Genomic DNA, 18,318 nt, shown 5'->3' on the forward strand with positions numbered 1-18,318 from the left:
AGCGAGCTTCTTTTTACTTGAATAAAGATTTAACAAAATCAATGATACTTGAGAAGAAATCTTTCACTTTATCTAGGAAACTTTGCCCTTCTTCAGATCCTAAAAAGGCAGAAACGTGTTCTTTTGCTTTATTTAACTGACTGCCAACTTGATTCCAATCGATATTAAGATTTTTCATTTTATCAAATAGCGCAACTAAGTTATCTAACTGTTCATCCGTTAATGTAATACCAAGTTGATCCGCAATTTTTTTAATTAATGAACGTAAATCTTCAGTTGTTTTTGGTTGTTCTTTGGCAATTTCTTCTTTAATTTTCGCAACAAGTTGAACTGCTTTTTCTTCACCAATTTTATCGCCGAGCTGGGATGTTTGCACCATTTCTTCATTGGCTACTTTTTTTACTTCCTCAGGAATTGCTTTGTTTGATGTCGTTTCATAGGCTTTCATTAAGCCAGTTAAAGCAGCAGTTCCAGAAACTTTAAATGGTGCAGTAATTTGAATTTCAGCATCTTTCACACCTGCTGTAATAAGTGCGTTTGTGTACATTGCATCTGTTATTGAATTAATGTTTTTTGAACGTACAATGAGACCAGAACCTGGCTTTGTGTATGTGATCATAGAAGAGGAAATTGCTCTCGTACCAATTTGAGCTTTTGGAACAATCCCTTCTAGAAATTTATGTTCTTCCGCATTAGACACAGTAATAATTGTAGCATCTTTTGGTGCTTTCATTTCTTTTAACAGATCTTGTTTTTGTTGTTCAGACAAGTTTTCTCCTAGTGTAACAATTGATTCTCCTTCGATGATGTCTGCAAACGAAGCTGTTGGCATAATAAATACTGCTACAGCTAATAGCAGAGCTAGTAATTTCGTTTTCACGAAAAATCGCTCCCTTTCTCTTTCTAAAATTTTCGGGCAACACAGTTATTATAGTATATATTTCTTATTTGTCACCTAGCTTTTTCCACATTTCAAAAAAGAAGTATGTAGATTGTCGGATTCTTTTTGTTTCTAGTGATGAATGTGGTAATATAGTGCTGAGATAGTTGAAAGGAGACATATACGTATGAAAACTTTAGGATACATAGTAATGGAAAATGGTGAAAAAATCGATTTAGAATTTTTCCCAGAAGAGGCACCGAAAACAGTAGAAAACTTTAAAAAACTAGCAGAGCAAGGATTTTATGATGGTGTGACATTCCACCGCGTTATTCCTGGCTTCGTAAGCCAAGGTGGAGATCCAACAGGAACAGGTGCGGGTGGCCCAGGTTACTCTATCCCATGTGAAACTGATGGAAATCCTCATAGACACCTTGTAGGATCACTTTCTATGGCTCATGCTGGCCGTAACACAGGCGGTAGCCAATTCTTTATCGTTCATGAGCCACAGCCACACTTAGATGGTGTACATACTGTATTCGGTAAAGTAACAAGCGGTATTGAAACAGTATTAAACATGCGTCAAGGTGATGTAATGAAAGAAGTTAAAGTTTGGGAAGAGTAAGTGAATGAGAAAAGAGAGCTATTGCTCTCTTTTTTATTTTTAATAGGAATGGGGATTTCGTTTACGGTACATGATACAAGTAGTAATGTGATTGTAGTGAGAATATGTCGCTTATGAGAACAAAATTTTAACAAATCACATAGACTACATTATTAGATTACACATTTCAATAAAAGTTGTTTATTACATTCATTTTGCTAGAATTCATCTGCTCTAAGGTGATGAATAGTGAAGTGATAATGAGCGGTGGATGTTTCTTTTCACTTTCATATAACAGCGTTTCTTCTTTTATCTACTTAGAAAGTAATGAAACGTATATTTGACTTTCTTCTTTTCGCTTTGTATGATTATCAAGTTGTTTTAAGCTCTTCTCACTCTGTTGAAAATATTGTAAAATGAATGTGATATGAAAAGAGTGATTGAGGGGATTTAATAGTTTGTAACTTTTGTAAGAAGGGATAAGGGTTATGTTAATTCGTTTTAAAAAAAGTTATGAAAAGATTGCAATGGGGCTTCTTTCATTTATGCCAACTGAAAAAGATGTGAAAACATTACAATTGACTATGAAAGATTATGAAGCAAAGGATGATTGGCAATTGTATTTGTGGAAACAAAACGAAGATTTTGTTGGGATAATGGGGATTGTAAAAAAAGAGAATCAAGTTTTGGAAATTCAGCATTTGAGTGTGAACCCATCTCACCGTCATATGGGTATTGGGACGAAGATGGTTCAAGAGTTAAAGAGTAAATTTCTTGAATTTACAATTTGCGGAAATGAGCAAACAGCAAGTTTTTGCAAAAAATGTAAAGGGCTTGAACAAAATATACATTCGTGAAAGCAGAGATAAGTAGTTTATTATCTCTGCTTTCTTTTTTGTAATTGTTCGTTTCGTTCAGCGATGACTTCTGTTCGATCACGTAATGTGTGCTTATGTATTATAAATTCATTAGAAGTAGCATTCACGTCTTTCCAAGGAAGGTTTTGTTTCTGACATAATTCTATGCAGTACTTTTCTAATGTTGTATCCGACAATGGTAAAAATAACGGTGTAAAACTTTCTTCTTTCTGGATAGATTGCAATTTATCTTTGAGTAAGAACAGGAGTTGTGCCTCATTTATTCCTAAACGAAGTAAATGTGCACTGTTTTTTTCTAAAATCGTTATGGCGCTTTTCATCATCTTCTCTGCGCCATTCCAGTTAGAGCGTCTGTGATGGTATAAAGAAACTGCAATTTGAATGAGGCCGACTAAATAATGATCCCGATTTCCTCTCGGTTTTGTTTTCCAATACTCTTCCAGTATTTCGTGGCATTCAAAATAATCATAATCTCCGTGAAAATGAATTAAAAACTGTATGTATTCGGTAGGATACATTTTCTTCGCCCCTATCTAACGGTTATAAGTATAAGTTTATCATAGAAATATGAACAATAAACGACTAGGGAATTTCTCCCTAGTCGTTTATTGTTCATATTAGCAGAAGCAAGCTGCCCCTACAATAATTAGCAAAATAAACAATACAACAAGTAATGCGAACCCACCGCTAAAACCACAATCAACGTGACCCATAGTTTTTTGACCTCCTACATTGTTCTTACTACACTGTTATCATATGAAGTGGTGGGCATGATGCCATAGGCATAGGTCTATTTTTAATTAAATTTCTTAAAAAGGTTGGATAGAACATGAGTATGCTCTATACTTATGTTGTTATAGAAAAAATGTGGTGGGATGCTTTGTGCAGTATAATTTTAAAGTAGAGGCTTTTGAAGGGCCTTTAGATTTATTGTTACATTTAATACATCGTTATGAAATTGATATATATAATATTCCTGTAGCGGAAATTACAGAGCAATATTTATCTTATGTTCATACGATGAAAGAACTACAATTAGATGTTGCAAGTGAGTATTTAGTAATGGCTGCAACGTTATTACAAATTAAAAGTAAAATGTTGTTGCCGAAACATGAAGAAGATGTACTTGATAACGGTGATGACTTTATAGATGATCCTCGTCAAGAATTGATGGAGAGGTTAATTGAATATAAGAAATATAAGCAAGTTGCTACTGAACTAAAAGAAAGAGAACAAGAAAGAGCACAGCTATATACACGTCCGCCAATTGATTTTACATCATTGCAACAAGAAGAGGAGACAAGCTTTCCTCTTGATGTTACGTTATATGATATGCTAGCGGCATTTCAAAAATTAATGCGTCGTAAAAAAGCAAAGAAACCTGTGACAACACGTATTACTCGTCAAGAAATACCAATTGAACAGCGTATGACGGATATTTTAAAGCAGTTAGAAATACAAGGTGGTCGTCAAAGTTTTTATGATTTGTTTGTTGATGATGAACGGGAAATAATGGTTGTAACATTTTTAGCGGTTCTTGAGCTTATGAAAAATCAACAAATCGTAATTGAACAAGAACATAATTTTGATGAAATTTTCGTATCAAGCTATACTAAATCTGCATAGAGTTAGTATGGAAAATGGGATAGAAATAGTATATCTCATGCTAGGTTTGAATGTATCGTTTGGAACAAGAGAAAAAATATTGAACCGAACGCATTGATTGTGATTCGGTTTTTTGATGTGTATTTTTATGGAGAAAATAGGAGGAAGGAGCTCGTAAGATGGATAGAACAGAACAGAAATCAATCATTGAAGGGCTTTTATTTGTTTCTGGTGATGAAGGGATTTCTCCTGAACAAATAGCAAAAGTCCTTGAAATTGAAGGAAACGAAGTAATCGATATTTTAGAAGAAATGCAAAAAGAATGTGAAGGTGCACACCGAGGTTTGCAAATTGTACAGTATGCAAAAGTATATCGTTTTGCTACAAAGAAAGAACATGCGTCGTACTATCAAAAACTAATAGATATCCCAACAGCTGCTTCACTCTCTCAGGCTGCGCTAGAAACGTTAGCAATTGTTGCATATCGTCAACCCATTACAAGAACTGAAATGGAAGAGATTAGAGGGGTAAAAACCGATAAGGCGTTACAAACGTTAGTATCACACTTACTTATAAAAGAAATGGGAAGAGCAGAAGGACCTGGGCGTCCGATTTTATATGGAACGACGAAAGAATTTTTAGACACATTTGGATTAAAAACATTAGATGATTTACCTCCGCTTTCTGAAGAAAACGAACAAATGAATGAAGCGGATTTATTCTTCGGTTCTTTACAAGAGATATCGAAATAAAAGCTTAGCATTTTGCTAAGCTTTTTTGTATATCAATTATATACCGTGCCATACTAATTGAAAAAAGGAGACGAGTTATGAGAGGTATACGAAGTGTTTTATTATTAGTTTCTGTTTTGTTATGCTTTTCTTTAAATAGTGCATCTGCCAAAAGGTATATGATGTCTATTCATACCGCGTCTCCTTTACATATGCAGCGGCAACATTTTGGTAAAATGAAAGTGAGTTTCTTAAAAGTTGGACAAGGTGATGCAACACTTATTATATTGCCAAATGGACAAACGATGTTAATTGATGGAGGACCTTATGAAGCTGGTGAGGTTGTTATCCAAAAACTAATTGAAAAAGGAATTAACCATTTAGATGCTATCGTCAGTACTCATCCAGATATGGATCACATTGGAGGACTCATTCCGATTGTAGAGCAGATGCCGGTATCACTTATATTAGATAGTGGAAAAACATATAGTTCTCTTACTTATCATACGTATCGAAATCATATAAAGAAAAGGGGAATCCCTTTCATTTCAGTAAAAGAGGGACAATACATACCGCTAGATCCGCATGTTTCCATACAAGTATTAAACAACGGGAAGTCCAAAGATGAAAATAATGAATCTTCAATTGTATTAAAGATTCGGTATGGTAAGGCAGATTTTTTACTAATGGGTGATGCTGATGTGCGAACGGAAACTGAAATATTAAAGCAATTTGATGTACATGCAGATGTGTTAAAGGTGGGACATCATGGCTCATATACTTCAACAAGTGAAAGGTTTATAAAGAAGGTAGAACCACAGTTCGCGATTCTTTCTTATGGTAGCAGAAATCCGTATGGACATCCGCATCAAAGTGTAGTGAGACGATTAAAACAGCGTGGTATAATGATGTATGGAACAAATAAGCGTAAAGTAGAAATGGAAACAGACGGCGAACATATTACAATTGGGTCTAGCGGATTAATGCCATTACTTAAGTGATTCATACGATAGATGATATTGTTCCTTTTTGGAAAAAATGAATAACATATATTATAATTGCGAGAGACGTACTAAGCTTCCTTTTTGTTAAACAAAGAGGAAATTTCATTAGAATGTATAGACAACTACTCGTGCATATATTAAGATGGAATTAGGCGAATAAGGTAATAATAACAAGTAGGTATTTCATGGGAAAGGATCGATGAAAATGAAAACGCAAGTTGTCATCAATGCCAAAATTTATACAGGTCAAGAAGTAGTGGAAAACGGATTTATTCGTTACACAGAAACAATTAAAGAAATTGGTTTGATGGCTCAATATGTATCACAAGAAAATGAAGCGGTTTTAGATGCGGCAGGGAAAATTGTGATTCCAGGTATGATTGATGTTCATATTCATGGTGGATACGATATTGATGCGATGGATGCAAATAGCGATGGGTTAGTAACTCTAGGTAAAGAAATGTTAAAAGAAGGAGTTACAACTTACTTTCCAACAACAATGACACAAGCTCCAGAAGCAATCGAAGCAGCACTACATGCTGCGAAGGAAGCGAAAGAAAAAGGAGCACATTTCGAATATATTCACTTAGAAGGACCGTATGTTTCAAAGAAACGTGCAGGTGCACAACCACTTGAACATATTGTTCCTGCGAATATTGAACAATTTAAACAATGGCAGGAAGCAAGCGGAAATTTAATTAAATTAGTAACATATGCACCTGAAGAAGAAGGTGCGTTAGAGTTTGAGCAATATCTTGCTGAAACTGGTGTTGTTGGCACAATGGGACATACCGATGCAATTGATGCGCAACTAAAAAATAGAAACATTACACATGCAACGCATTTATACAATCAAATGCGTGGATTACATCACCGTGAACCAGGAGTTGTTGGTCATGTGTTATTAAATCCAGATGTAATGGTTGAAGTAATTACAGATGGTATTCACATTCACCCGGATATGGTGAAATTAGCATATAAATTAAAAGGACCGAAAAAAGTAAGTGTTATTACTGATGCAATGCGTGCAAAAGGTCTTGAAGATGGATTATATGAGCTTGGCGGACAGCCAGTACATGTAAAAGATGGTAGTGCTCGATTAGAAGATGGAACGTTAGCTGGTAGTATTCTAAAAATGGATCAAGCTTTCCGAAATGTAATTGAATTTACAGGTTGTTCAATCGAAGATGCAGTACTAATGACATCAGTGAACCAAGCAGAAGAGTTTGGATTAAATAATAAAGGTGCATTAGCGGTAGGAAAAGATGCAGACTTTGTTGTGATGAATGAAGATTTACATGTATATGATACGGTTCGTTTAGGAATTCATATGAAGGAAGGGAAGTAATGAAATGAATATTCTTGTTGTAAAAACTCCAGAAGAACTAGCAGAAGCAGGTTATAAATTAATTGAAGAAGTTGTAAAAACAAAAGAAAATCCAACATTAGGAATGGCTACAGGAAGCTCTCCATTAGGTATTTATGCAGAAATGCGAAAAAATAAACTTGATACAAGCCGTGTAACCACTGTAAACTTAGATGAGTACGTAAATTTACCACATGAAGATAAAAACAGCTATCACTATTTCATGCAAGAACAGTTGTTTGATCATCTTCCATTTAAACAAACTTATGTACCAAATGGGATGGCAAGTGATTTAGAGGAAGAGTGCAAACGTTACGAGGGCATTCTAGCTGCTAACCCAGTTGACCTACAGATTCTTGGAATCGGTGAAAACGGTCACATCGGATTTAACGAACCAGGAACACCGTTTAATTCTCCAACAAACATTGTTGAATTAACAGAATCTACACGCCAAGCAAACCTTCGCTTCTTCGAAAAAGAAGAAGATGTGCCAACTCATGCAATTACAATGGGAATTGGAAGCATTATGAAAGCGAAACAAATTCTACTTGTTGCTATGGGTTCTAAAAAGGCAGAAGCTGTTAAAGAATTATTGCAAGGTGCATATAGTGAAGCGTGTCCTGCTACAGTTTTACAACGTCATCCGAATGTAACCGTAATCGCTGATCAAGAAGCTCTATCTTTATGCAGTGAGGCGATTGCTGATGAACATCGACAAGTATTCACCATTTCCGATCTATTATCAGATTCAAGAGTGGGTGAAACAGCTAATTGAGGACGGCGAATGGAAGCCGGGAGATAAAATCCCATCTGAGAATGAACTTTGCGATAAGTTCGAAGTGAGTCGTATGACAATCAGACAGGCGATTAATAATTTAGTGGAACAAGGTTATTTATATCGGAAACGTGGAATCGGTACGTTTGTCCAACTTCCGAAAGTGGAACAAAAATTGCAAGGAATGACAGGATTCACAGAAGATATGATTTCTCGTGGGATGAACCCAAGTAGTCAATTATTAAGTTTCCGCCTCGTTCCAGCTACTGCGAAAATAGCAGACCGGCTGAGAATACAGGAGGGAGAGTCGGTTTATGAAGTGAGGCGTATTCGCTTAGCTGACGATGAACCGATTGCTTTTGAGACGACATATTTGTCGCCAGCTCTTGTAAAAGATATTAACGAAGAAATATTGCAACAATCTTTATATGAACATTTAGAGAAAAAACTGGGCTTCAAACTTGTTAGCGCTACTCAATCAATTGAAGCTTCAATTGCAACGGATAATGAAGCGGAACATCTGCATATTCCTAAAAAGGCGCCAGTGCTTGTCATGCGTCAATGGTCATATTCAGAAGGTGAAGTACCGTTAGAGTATGTGAAATGTATTTATCGTGGAGATCGTTATAAGTTTATTACAAACATCGCACGTAACAAATAATATATTTCAGTTTGTGAAGTACAGTAAATGTCAAATTGTTTAACATGTAAAGAAAAAATACGACTCATCCTTACAAGGAGTGAGTCGTATTTTTATTATGAGCAATTACGTGGTTAACAGCATCTTTAACTGTATTTACTACATAGTGAGCGTGTTCTTTTACTGCGTCATCTGCTTGAGCCATAGCAAAACTGTGAGGAGTTAAAGCAAACATTGGAATATCATTATAAGAATCCCCTATGCAAGCAACTTCCTCTGGTTGTAATTGAAACTCCTTTAATAAAACAGAAATAGCAGAACCTTTACTAATATTAGGTGGCATTACATCTAAGCATTGTTCTGCTGAAATGAACGTACTAACTTTTCCATGAAATTTTTCATCAATTTTTTTCTGAAGAAGTTGTAAGCTCTCCTTTGTTCCACCGACAGAAATTTTATTCGGGAAAATTGTATCATCTATTTTCTGTAATAAATTTGGTTCTTCGACAGAAGTCATCGTTACTTGTTGCTCAAGTTCATGAATAAACGGTGTTTTTTCTTCAATGTAGTAATGATGTTCATCACTAACATAACGGAAATAAGGATCTTCATTCGTCATGTGTAACAACTCAGGAAGAATGCTGGAATCAAAAGTTGCAGATAATAGCTGCTTATTTTCATTTGTATATACAAAAACACCATTAACACTGATGCGGTGGAAATTTGTATTTACAGCTTTCATTAAGTCTGCAATTTCATTATCAAGTCGGCCAGAAGCGAAACAAAGAATCACATTTTGTTCAGCAAGACTACGAAGTGCTACAATATCCTGTTCGTCAATTAAACCTCCGTGTTGCATCATTGTACCGTCGATATCACTTACAAACATTTTAATCATGTTGCTATCTCCTTTCTATGTACAGTTGCTCTTACATTATACGCATCATATATAAACATGTCTAAAAAATGAATTTTTATGAAATGGTAGATGTTTTACATTGACGACAAAGAAGAATGTTCTGTAACATAAAAGCAGGCTATTTAAGTACGAGGGTGGTGTTATATGAGTAATTATCTAGAAATTAAAAAAGTTTTAAATAATAATGTCATCATTGCTAGCCATCCTGAACATGAGGAAGTAGTAGTGATTGGTAAAGGAATTGGATTTGGGAAAAAAGCGAAAGATGTATTGGAGCAAGAACAAATTGAAAAAATGTTTGTTCTAAAAAATGAACGTGATCGTGAACAATACAAACTGCTAGTTCCACATGTGAGTGAAAAATTAATTGAATTAATGAATGATATTATGTTCTATATTCAAGAAAAAGCAAAATCGCCATTGAATGAACATATTCATATCGCTTTAACAGATCATATTTCTTTTGCGATTAAGCGTTTAAAACAAGGGTTTACAATTGATAATCCTTTTTTAGTTGAAACGAAAATGCTCTATCCAGAGGAATATAAAATTGCTGAAGGTGTTGTAAACCTTTTAAATTCTCGTTTGCAAATTACATTGCCGGAAGGAGAAATTGGGTTTATTGCACTCCATATTTACAGTTCACTTACAAATTCAGATTTATCTTCAGTTAATCAAAACTCCCGTCTCATTGCACAGCTTGTATCTTTAATTGAGACGAATTTACAAATTACATTAGACCAAGAAAGTATTCACTATTTACGCCTTATTCGTCATCTTCAATATGCTATTGAGAGGGTGAAAAAAGGAGAAAAAGTAGAGGAATCGCAAAGTTTTGCTGATTTATTAAAGGCGGAATATCCTGTCTGTTATAATTTAGCTTGGAAGCTAGTTAAGGTTATGCAAAAAGAATTGCAACTTCCTGTTTATGAAGCAGAGAGTATATATTTAACGATGCACTTGCAGCGCTTAGTGAAGGCAGAGCATGTGTAAAAAGACATATATTTTTGTCGAAAATGAAAACGTTAAAAAAAATCATTGAATCGCTTACAATAGTTATGTATAATAACTATTGCAAAGTTATACAAATTTCGACAAACACATTAAGGTATAAAACGAAAACGTTTGCCTTAATTATAGTGAACTTATACGTAAACCTATTTTTGACACGTGTTACTGATTCGATCAGGCATGAGTGGAGAAAAGTAAGGAATGTAAGCTAGAGAAAGGGATATACTACCCTTTGTATAGCTATCGTTCTATCTTTTTTTCCTCATGCCTTTTTGGCGTTTGTCGGAAGGTATCAATATAGATAAGAGAGGAAGGGTTTCCATGTTTAAGAAGATCTTTGGTGTTCTTCAAAAAGTCGGAAAAGCGCTTATGCTTCCAGTAGCGATTTTACCGGCAGCAGGTATTTTACTTGGATTTGGTAATGCATTTCAAAATCCACAGTTAACAAATGTTATTCCTGCTTTAAAAGCAGATTGGTTCGTAATGGTAGCAAAAATTATGGAACAATCTGGTGATATTATTTTCGCTAACCTTGCATTACTATTCGCAGTTGGGGTAGCAATTGGCTTAGCTGGTGGAGACGGAGTAGCTGGTTTAGCAGCATTCGTTGGCTACTTAATTATGAACAAAACGATGAGTGTGTTCTTAGAAGTAGATAAGCTAGTGAAAGTAACAAGTTCTGGAGCAGACCCAGTAAAAATTGGATTTGCAGATCCAGCGTATGCAAACGTATTAGGAATTCCAACGCTACAAACTGGAGTGTTTGGTGGTATTATCGTCGGGATAGTAGCGGCATATTGCTATAATAAATACTTCAACATTGAATTACCATCATACTTAGGTTTCTTTGCAGGTAAGCGTTTCGTACCGATTGCAACTGCAACATTCTCTTTAATAGTAGGTATTATCATGTGCTTCGTTTGGCCATACATTCAAGGTGGCTTAAACACGTTCTCACATCAAATGATTGATGCAAATAGAACGTTAGCAGCATTTATTTTCGGTTTAATTGAACGTTCATTAATTCCATTTGGATTACATCACATTTTCTATTCACCGTTCTGGTTCGAATTCGGTCAGTATACAAATGCGGCTGGCGAATTAATTCGTGGTGACCAAAAAATCTTTATGGCACAGTTAAAAGACGGTGTAGAATTAACAGCAGGTACATTTACAACTGGTAAGTATCCGTTCATGATGTTCGGTCTTCCAGCAGCAGCTTTAGCAATGTACCATGAAGCACGTCCAGAAAACAAAAAATTAGCAGCTGGTATTTTAGGTTCTGCTGCATTAACATCTTTCTTAACAGGTATTACAGAGCCACTTGAATTTTCATTCTTATTCGTAGCACCAGTATTATTTGGAATTCACGCAGTATTCGCTGGTCTATCATTTATGACAATGCAAATTTTAGGTGTTAAAATTGGTATGACATTCTCTGGTGGTTTAATCGACTTCCTATTATTCGGTGTACTACCAGGCCGTACGGCATGGTGGTGGGTAATTATTGTTGGTCTTGTACTAGCGGTTATTTACTACTTCGGATTCCGATTTGCAATCCGTAAATGGGATTTAAAAACACCTGGTCGTGAAGTTGCAAATGCGAATGAAGGTGCAGGAAAAGCAGAAGCTGGTGAACTTCCTCGTGAAGTATTAGTAGCACTTGGTGGTAAAGAAAACATTGCTTCTTTAGACGCTTGTATTACTCGTTTACGTGTACAGGTTAACGAACAAAAGAATGTAAATAAAGATCGCTTGAAAGAACTTGGAGCAGCTGGTGTACTTGAAGTTGGAAATAACATTCAAGCTATTTTTGGACCGAAATCTGACACATTAAAATCACAAATTCATGATATTATGTCAGGTCGTACACCTCATGTTGAAAAAGAAGAGCCTGTAAAAGTAGAAGAAGCTCCTCAAAAAGTTGATGAAAACGAAACAATCGTTTCACCAATTGAAGGGAAAATCCTACCAATTACAGAAGTGCCAGATCAAGTATTTTCAGGAAAAATGATGGGAGATGGATTTGCAATTGAGCCAACAGAAGGAACAGTAGTTTCTCCAGTTAACGGTGAAATTGTCAACGTATTCCCTACAAAGCATGCAATTGGTATTCAATCTGAAGGTGGAAAAGAAATTTTAATCCACTTCGGTATTGATACTGTAAAATTAAATGGTGAAGGTTTTGAAGCACTTGTAGCACAAGGTGACAAAGTGAAACAAGGACAACCATTATTAAAAGTAGATCTTGCATTTGTAAAAGAAAATGCACCATCTATCATTACACCAATTGTATTTACGAATTTACAACAAGGGCAACAAGTCGAATTGAAAAAAGATGGAAATGTTAAGAAGGGCGAAAACGCTATTATTGACATTCAGTAGGAATTTGACGCAAAATGTTTATAATTATAATAGGCGATGTGGTTGACCGAACATCGCCTATTATATACAATAGATGATGTAGTACTCACGTCTATACAACTAAAAAATACTGTAATTTAAAGGAGATAAATTATCATGGAAAAAATCTTTAAAGTAACTAGCGACTCAGGAATTCATGCTCGTCCAGCAACTCTACTTGTAAACACTGCAAGCAAATTTGGTTCTGACATTAACTTAGAGTATAACGGAAAGAACGTTAACTTAAAATCAATCATGGGCGTTATGTCTTTAGGTATTCAACAAGGCGCGGAAATTAAAATCACTGCAAATGGTGATGATGCAGCTCAAGCACTAGCAGCTATCGAAGAAACTATGAAAAACGAAGGATTAGGAGAATAATGACTCTTAACATTCAAGGGATCGCTGCATCAAGTGGGATTGCTATTGCAAAGGCTTTCAGACTTGAAAATCCTGAATTTAACATCGAAAAGAAATCAATTACAAACGAAGCTGCAGAAATTGCACGCTTAGAAGCTGCGCTTGAGAAAGCAAAAACTGAATTAGAAGCTATTAAGGACCACGCTTTTGCTGAGCTAGGTGCTGACAAAGCTGCGATCTTTGAAGCACATTTATTAGTGTTAAATGATCCAGAACTAGTAAACCCAGTAAAAGATAAAGTAAATAGTGAAAAAGTAAATGCTGAATTTGCAATGGATGAAGTTGCATCAATGTTTATTTCTATGTTTGAAAACATGGATAACGAATATATGAAAGAACGTGCTGCGGACATTCGTGACGTAACAAAACGTGTTCTTGCACATTTACTAGGCATTAACTTCTCAAATCCTGGTACAATTTCTGAAGAAGTAATCATTATTGCTGAAGATTTAACACCATCTGATACGGCTCAGTTAAACCGTAAGTATGCAAAAGGTTTTACAACTGATATCGGTGGACGTACATCTCACTCTGCGATTATGGCTCGCTCTATGGAAATTCCAGCTGTTGTTGGTACGAAAGTTGTTATGGAGAAAATCCAAAATGGCGATATCGTAATCATCGATGGTTTAGATGGAGAAGTAATTGTTAATCCATCAGAAGAAACTCTTCGCTCGTTTGAAGAAAAGAAAGCGAAATTTGAAGAGCAAAAAGCTGAATGGGCAAAATTAAAAGACCAAGCTACTGTAACAAGTGATGGACATCACGTTGAGCTTGTTGCAAATATCGGAACACCAAATGATGTACAAGGTATTATCGATAATGGCGGAGAAGGCGTTGGTTTATACCGTACAGAATTCTTATACATGGGCCGTGACAATCTTCCAACAGAAGAAGAGCAGTTCGAAGCATATAAAGCAGTTCTTGAAGGTGTAAAAGAAGGTCAACCTGTTGTTGTTCGTACACTTGACATCGGTGGAGATAAAGAGCTTCCATACTTACATTTACCAAAAGAAATGAACCCATTCTTAGGATACCGTGCAATTCGCTTATGTCTTGATGAGCAAGATGTGTTCCGTACACAACTTCGTGCATTACTTCGTGCTAGCGTATATGGTAACTTAAAAATTATGTTCCCAATGATTGCAACACTTGATGAGTTCCGTCAAGCGAAAGCAATCTTATTAGAAGAAAAAGCAAAACTTGTAGAAGCGGGTACAACTGTTTCTGATTCTATTGAAGTTGGTATGATGGTTGAAATTCCAGCTTCAGCAGTATTAGCAGATCAATTCGCAAAAGAAGTTGATTTCTTCTCTATCGGAACAAACGACTTAATTCAATACACAATGGCTGCAGACCGTATGAACGAACAAGTATCTTACTTATACCAACCATATAACCCATCTATTTTACGTCTTGTAAAAATGGTTATCGATGCTGCTCATAAAGAAGGCAAATGGGCTGGTATGTGTGGTGAGATGGCGGGCGATTCACTTGCTATCCCATTATTATTAGGATTAGGTTTAGATGAGTTCAGTATGAGTGCAACATCTATTCTTCCTGCAAGAACACAACTAAGCAAGTTGTCAAAAGCAGAAATGGAAACATTAGCAGAAAAAGCATTAATGATGTCAACTGCTGAAGAAGTTGTTGAACTCGTTAAAAGCATATAATCAATAAAAAAACCTGAGTCGATTTGAAATCGGTCTCAGGTTTTTTCTATGAGAAAAGTAAATCTTATTTTTTTACTATAGAGGATAAGGAACAGAATTAGATAGCGATAGCAACGATATCAGTTGGGCATACACGTAAAATACCAGTAAAAGTATTACGGTTTTGATTGTTCTTATCGTCTTTATTGTTATCTTTGTTGTCTTTGTTATTACGAGCTAAAGCAGAGAAAAGAGCAACACCGTTAGCGAAACCTTCAAAAATTACATTGTTGAAAGTGCCATTACCTCTAATGCTTAAAAGAGAAAGCTCTGTTCCAACTGAAATATTAGCAAGTACGTTACATACAGCTGGTTGTTGTGGTCTAACTACTTCTCTCTCTTTCTCTTTCTCATGATGTCTGCACTCTCTTTCATGATGATGACAGTCTCTAAAGTTATCACAGCATCCAAATGATCCAAACATAATCCTCATCACCCCCTTCACACTTATAATCTATGTAAGTTCGGTAGTGAGTGACTGGACAGAGAGTGGAATTTTTTCTAGGGGAATTTCTCATTTTAAAAGACTAGCTGGGTGTTTATTACGGAATGATGTTTAAAATAGGATAGATATCACAAAAAAGTGCAAAGACCACCGAAATGAATGAAATAGGTAGCCTTTACACTTTTTTGCTTTTATATAAAACGATGATATATACAGGAAGAGCTAACAGTAGCGGTACAATGGATCGTGCAGTATGTTTTTCTGATTCTAAGTGGAATGCTTCTTCTTTTGGGAATTGTAAAACTGAAATGTTTGCAGCATCGCCAATAAAATATAGAAGCAGTACAGTTACTATGTAACATAAAAGTGCAATAAAGCTTCCGTATGAACTCAATGAAAATCCCTCTCTTGTTATCTATTTGTTATCATTGTATCATAATTGTAACAAAAACACACGGTTATATTTCGATACTTTAACAAAATTCGACACAAAACGTCATTTATGTGTATGCGAATAGCATGAAATTTACTGTTTTTATGTGCGGATGTCGAATCATACATTTTAGTATTACGGATGTGTGACAGAATAAAAAAGAAACGAAGGTAATGAAATTACCTTCGTTTCTTTTTTATTCGTATGAAAGGGCAATAAGACCCTCACATTGATTCAAGTTTCACTTTATTATTTTGCCCATTCACTCACTTGTTCTACGCTCATTCGTGGTGCAGGGTGGCCTTTTAAAGTTGATTCACCAATTGTAATAAGCATAATTGGTACGTAGCGAGATGAAACATTGAATTCTTCTGTAAGTGCTTGTGGGTTGAAACCACCAATCGCACAAGTATCCCAGCCAGTTGCTTTAGCTGCAAGCATAAGTTGCATTGCTGCTAAAGATGCATTTGAAAAGGCTGCATCTCTTGGGAATTGCTCACGTGCATATGCAGACTCAATATTTTTAGCTAAGCGCTCTTTTGCTTCTTCTTTCATAAATCCTTGTTCTACAATTGGACCATAAACTTGTTCAACATTTTTATAAGCTTCTAAATCACCTAAAATAGCGACTACAGCAGAAGCATCAAGAATTTGTTGTTGGTTATAAGCAATTGGATGTAATCGTTTCTGTACATCTTCACCTTGGAATACGAGGAATTTCCAGTGCTGTAAGTTCCAAGCAGAAGGTGCTTGAGCAGCTCCCTTTAAAATCTCGTGTAACTCTGTAGATGAAATTTCTTTCTCTGGGTTGAATGCACGTGTAGATGTGCGTTCATATAGAACATTAAAAAAGTTTTCGTTTGTCATTATATATCCTCCAAATTACATATCAAATTATGAAAAAAACAAATGTAATATATTCTACTTACATTTTGTAAGTTATCGAATTTAAGAATATAATATCTTTATTTTAATTGTCAAGTTTTAAAGCGGAAGCTAGGGCATTCATACAAACGATACAATTCCTATAATCATACACTAAAAAAGGAATTTATAGAGTGAAAAATGAAGAGAACATTCTCAATTAGCTTGTTAACATGTATCCCTCACTCATTAAAGTTTTTAGAGAACAGTTTTTTATAAAATGTTTGTGAGGAATTCTGTAGAACAAGATATATGAAGTGAGTGAAGACTAGTGATGAACATACTACATTTTTTATTAGAAAATACGGTTTTCCAAAATGTATTACAAGATCTTCAGTTAAATGTCCTTTATATAGAAAATGGATGCACGCATCAACAAACGATAGAAAATATCCATCCAAAATGTATGTTTATAGCAAATAGTTTTGAAGAAGGCGAAGTATTATTTCAGAGGACTAAACCACATATTGTAATTATGTATGTAACAGATTTTTCTCAAATAAAATATATAAAGAATATGTATAATCCACAGAGTACATTTATTGTCATTTGGGATCAACAAATAACAAGCGAGTTTGCAGAGGTGCTTACGTTAGGAATACGTAATATTGTGATAGCCCCTGTGACTCCACAAATGGTGTTAGAGGAAGTAAATAAAAGTTTATATCAGCTTTCTTTAGTGCGACAAGTAAGTTTGCAACAAGAACTACTTCAAACGATGTTTGATTTTCGAAATGATCTATTATTTATAGTAGAAGACGATGAGATTGTTGATTGTAATACAAATTTTTTAGAGTTTTTCGGATATGAAAATTTGTTTGCGTATCGTGAGCAACATTTAGTATTTGCTGAACATCTTATTAGAGAAAATGGATACTATTCAACAACTCATGATATAACATGGTTAGATGATACATTATCATATGATAGAAGAATTAAGATGTCCAACTATGAAGGGGAAGTGTCAACTTTTTTATTGCGTGCGACACCATTGCCAGAAGATTTATCAAGATTTATTGTGAAGTGTACAGAGATTACCGAATTAGATGAAATCTATCAAGAACAAGAAAGACTTGCTATGATAGATTCGTTAACAGAGATTTATAATCGTTTGAAATTCCAACAAATACTCGAGGCAGAATGGGATAATGCGATGCGTAATAATGAAAATATAGCACTTATTTTATTTGATATAGATAATTTTAAAGCAGTAAATGACACGTATGGCCATGATTTTGGTGACTTAGCATTAATTGAGCTTGCAGAGCTCATGAAATCTAAAGTGGAGCAGCAACATGTATTTGCTAGGTGGGGAGGAGAAGAATTTATTATTTTAGTAACGAATACGGTAGAAAAAGAAGCATTTCAAGTTGCGGAATCATTACGATTTTTCATTGAAACAAAGCAATTCTCAGGAATTTCGAAATTAACAGCGAGCTTTGGAGTTGCATTATATGAAAAAGGGATTACAAGAGAAGAATTAATGCAACGAGCGGATATTGCATTATATGAAGCGAAAAAAAATGGGAAAAATCAAGTGTGTGTATATAGAAAAGAAAAAAAGTGAT

20 protein-coding genes are annotated in these 18,318 nt (G+C 35.1%); 13 read left to right on the forward strand and 7 right to left on the reverse strand.

Annotation, left to right across the window (positions count from 1 at the left end):
- Nucleotides 1-13: 13 nt before the first annotated feature.
- Nucleotides 14-880: a DUF1002 domain-containing protein gene (locus PDK19_RS03340; protein ID WP_000850502.1), complete on the reverse strand. Its 867-nt coding sequence runs from the start codon at nt 878-880 to the stop codon at nt 14-16.
- A gap of 187 nt (nt 881-1,067) precedes the next feature.
- Here PDK19_RS03340 and PDK19_RS03345 point away from each other — a divergent pair, with 187 nt between their 5' ends.
- Together PDK19_RS03345 and ribT are read left to right on the forward strand one after the other, a co-directional pair.
- Entirely contained in the window at nt 1,068-1,505 is a 438-nt protein-coding gene (locus tag PDK19_RS03345; RefSeq protein WP_000853792.1) for a peptidylprolyl isomerase, read from the forward strand.
- Between the two features lie 467 nt (nt 1,506-1,972).
- Nucleotides 1,973-2,341, forward strand: a complete 369-nt coding sequence (gene ribT, locus PDK19_RS03350; protein ID WP_000908397.1) for a GNAT family N-acetyltransferase RibT — start codon at nt 1,973-1,975, stop codon at nt 2,339-2,341.
- A 20-nt stretch (nt 2,342-2,361) separates the two neighbouring features.
- Here ribT and PDK19_RS03355 read toward each other — a convergent pair whose 3' ends face one another.
- Both PDK19_RS03355 and PDK19_RS03360 read right to left on the reverse strand, forming a co-directional pair.
- Entirely contained in the window at nt 2,362-2,880 is a 519-nt protein-coding gene (locus tag PDK19_RS03355) for a DUF309 domain-containing protein (protein ID WP_000283585.1), read from the reverse strand.
- 99 nt (nt 2,881-2,979) lie between these two features.
- Nucleotides 2,980-3,075: a YjcZ family sporulation protein gene (locus PDK19_RS03360; RefSeq protein WP_000510194.1), complete on the reverse strand. Its 96-nt coding sequence runs from the start codon at nt 3,073-3,075 to the stop codon at nt 2,980-2,982.
- Between the two features lie 169 nt (nt 3,076-3,244).
- Between PDK19_RS03360 and scpA the strand changes: the two genes are divergently transcribed.
- From scpA to phnF, 6 genes are all read left to right on the forward strand, one after another.
- Nucleotides 3,245-3,988: a segregation/condensation protein A gene (gene scpA / locus PDK19_RS03365; RefSeq protein WP_270706605.1), complete on the forward strand. Its 744-nt coding sequence runs from the start codon at nt 3,245-3,247 to the stop codon at nt 3,986-3,988.
- Nucleotides 3,989-4,146: 158 nt separating this feature from the next.
- Entirely contained in the window at nt 4,147-4,719 is a 573-nt protein-coding gene (scpB, locus tag PDK19_RS03370; RefSeq protein ID WP_000376222.1) for a segregation/condensation protein ScpB, read from the forward strand.
- Between the two features lie 77 nt (nt 4,720-4,796).
- On the forward strand, nt 4,797-5,699 hold the full coding sequence (locus tag PDK19_RS03375; protein ID WP_270706607.1) for a ComEC/Rec2 family competence protein: 903 nt from the start codon (nt 4,797-4,799) through the stop codon (nt 5,697-5,699).
- Nucleotides 5,700-5,907: 208 nt separating this feature from the next.
- On the forward strand, nt 5,908-7,050 hold the full coding sequence (gene nagA, locus PDK19_RS03380) for an N-acetylglucosamine-6-phosphate deacetylase (protein WP_014893528.1): 1,143 nt from the start codon (nt 5,908-5,910) through the stop codon (nt 7,048-7,050).
- 4 nt (nt 7,051-7,054) lie between these two features.
- Nucleotides 7,055-7,843: a glucosamine-6-phosphate deaminase gene (gene nagB / locus PDK19_RS03385; protein ID WP_001024206.1), complete on the forward strand. Its 789-nt coding sequence runs from the start codon at nt 7,055-7,057 to the stop codon at nt 7,841-7,843.
- Nucleotides 7,773-8,504 (forward strand): phosphonate metabolism transcriptional regulator PhnF, encoded by a 732-nt coding sequence (phnF, locus tag PDK19_RS03390; protein WP_002194085.1) that lies wholly within the window; start codon nt 7,773-7,775, stop codon nt 8,502-8,504. The genes nagB and phnF overlap by 71 nt, the downstream gene beginning before the upstream one ends.
- Before the next feature lie 70 nt (nt 8,505-8,574).
- Here the strand turns inward: phnF and PDK19_RS03395 are convergent, their stop codons facing one another.
- Nucleotides 8,575-9,381: a Cof-type HAD-IIB family hydrolase gene (locus PDK19_RS03395; protein WP_000594234.1), complete on the reverse strand. Its 807-nt coding sequence runs from the start codon at nt 9,379-9,381 to the stop codon at nt 8,575-8,577.
- A 165-nt stretch (nt 9,382-9,546) separates the two neighbouring features.
- On the opposite strand from PDK19_RS03395, the gene glcT reads away from it, so the two are divergent.
- The 4 genes from glcT to ptsP all read left to right on the forward strand — a co-directional run bounded on the left by glcT (nt 9,547) and on the right by ptsP (nt 14,909).
- Nucleotides 9,547-10,395, forward strand: coding sequence for a glucose PTS transporter transcription antiterminator GlcT (gene glcT / locus PDK19_RS03400; RefSeq protein ID WP_000073863.1), 849 nt, complete (start codon nt 9,547-9,549; stop codon nt 10,393-10,395).
- Nucleotides 10,396-10,734: 339 nt separating this feature from the next.
- Complete coding sequence (gene ptsG, locus PDK19_RS03405; protein ID WP_000473182.1) at nt 10,735-12,798, forward strand: PTS glucose transporter subunit IIABC; 2,064 nt, start codon at nt 10,735-10,737, stop codon at nt 12,796-12,798.
- 135 nt (nt 12,799-12,933) lie between these two features.
- Nucleotides 12,934-13,197 carry a phosphocarrier protein HPr gene (gene ptsH, locus PDK19_RS03410; RefSeq protein ID WP_000411079.1) on the forward strand — a complete coding sequence of 88 codons (264 nt, stop codon included), beginning with the start codon at nt 12,934-12,936 and terminating at the stop codon, nt 13,195-13,197.
- A complete protein-coding gene (ptsP, locus tag PDK19_RS03415) occupies nt 13,197-14,909 on the forward strand; it encodes a phosphoenolpyruvate--protein phosphotransferase (protein WP_000174221.1) in 1,713 nt (570 codons plus the stop codon). The genes ptsH and ptsP overlap by 1 nt, the downstream gene beginning before the upstream one ends.
- 97 nt (nt 14,910-15,006) lie before the next feature.
- Here the strand turns inward: ptsP and PDK19_RS03420 are convergent, their stop codons facing one another.
- The 3 genes from PDK19_RS03420 to PDK19_RS03430 all read right to left on the reverse strand — a co-directional run bounded on the left by PDK19_RS03420 (nt 15,007) and on the right by PDK19_RS03430 (nt 16,693).
- On the reverse strand, nt 15,007-15,372 hold the full coding sequence (locus PDK19_RS03420) for a DUF3915 domain-containing protein (RefSeq protein WP_000468015.1): 366 nt from the start codon (nt 15,370-15,372) through the stop codon (nt 15,007-15,009).
- 196 nt (nt 15,373-15,568) lie between these two features.
- A complete protein-coding gene (locus tag PDK19_RS03425) occupies nt 15,569-15,787 on the reverse strand; it encodes a hypothetical protein (RefSeq protein ID WP_000100486.1) in 219 nt (72 codons plus the stop codon).
- A gap of 288 nt (nt 15,788-16,075) precedes the next feature.
- Complete coding sequence (locus tag PDK19_RS03430) at nt 16,076-16,693, reverse strand: nitroreductase family protein (RefSeq protein WP_000180605.1); 618 nt, start codon at nt 16,691-16,693, stop codon at nt 16,076-16,078.
- 331 nt (nt 16,694-17,024) lie between these two features.
- On the opposite strand from PDK19_RS03430, the gene PDK19_RS03435 reads away from it, so the two are divergent.
- Entirely contained in the window at nt 17,025-18,317 is a 1,293-nt protein-coding gene (locus PDK19_RS03435; protein ID WP_001023204.1) for a GGDEF domain-containing protein, read from the forward strand.
- Nucleotide 18,318 lies beyond the last annotated feature (1 nt).

The organism is Bacillus cereus group sp. BcHK124 (assembly GCF_027712065.1).
Lineage (GTDB): Bacteria > Bacillota > Bacilli > Bacillales > Bacillaceae_G > Bacillus_A > Bacillus_A pacificus.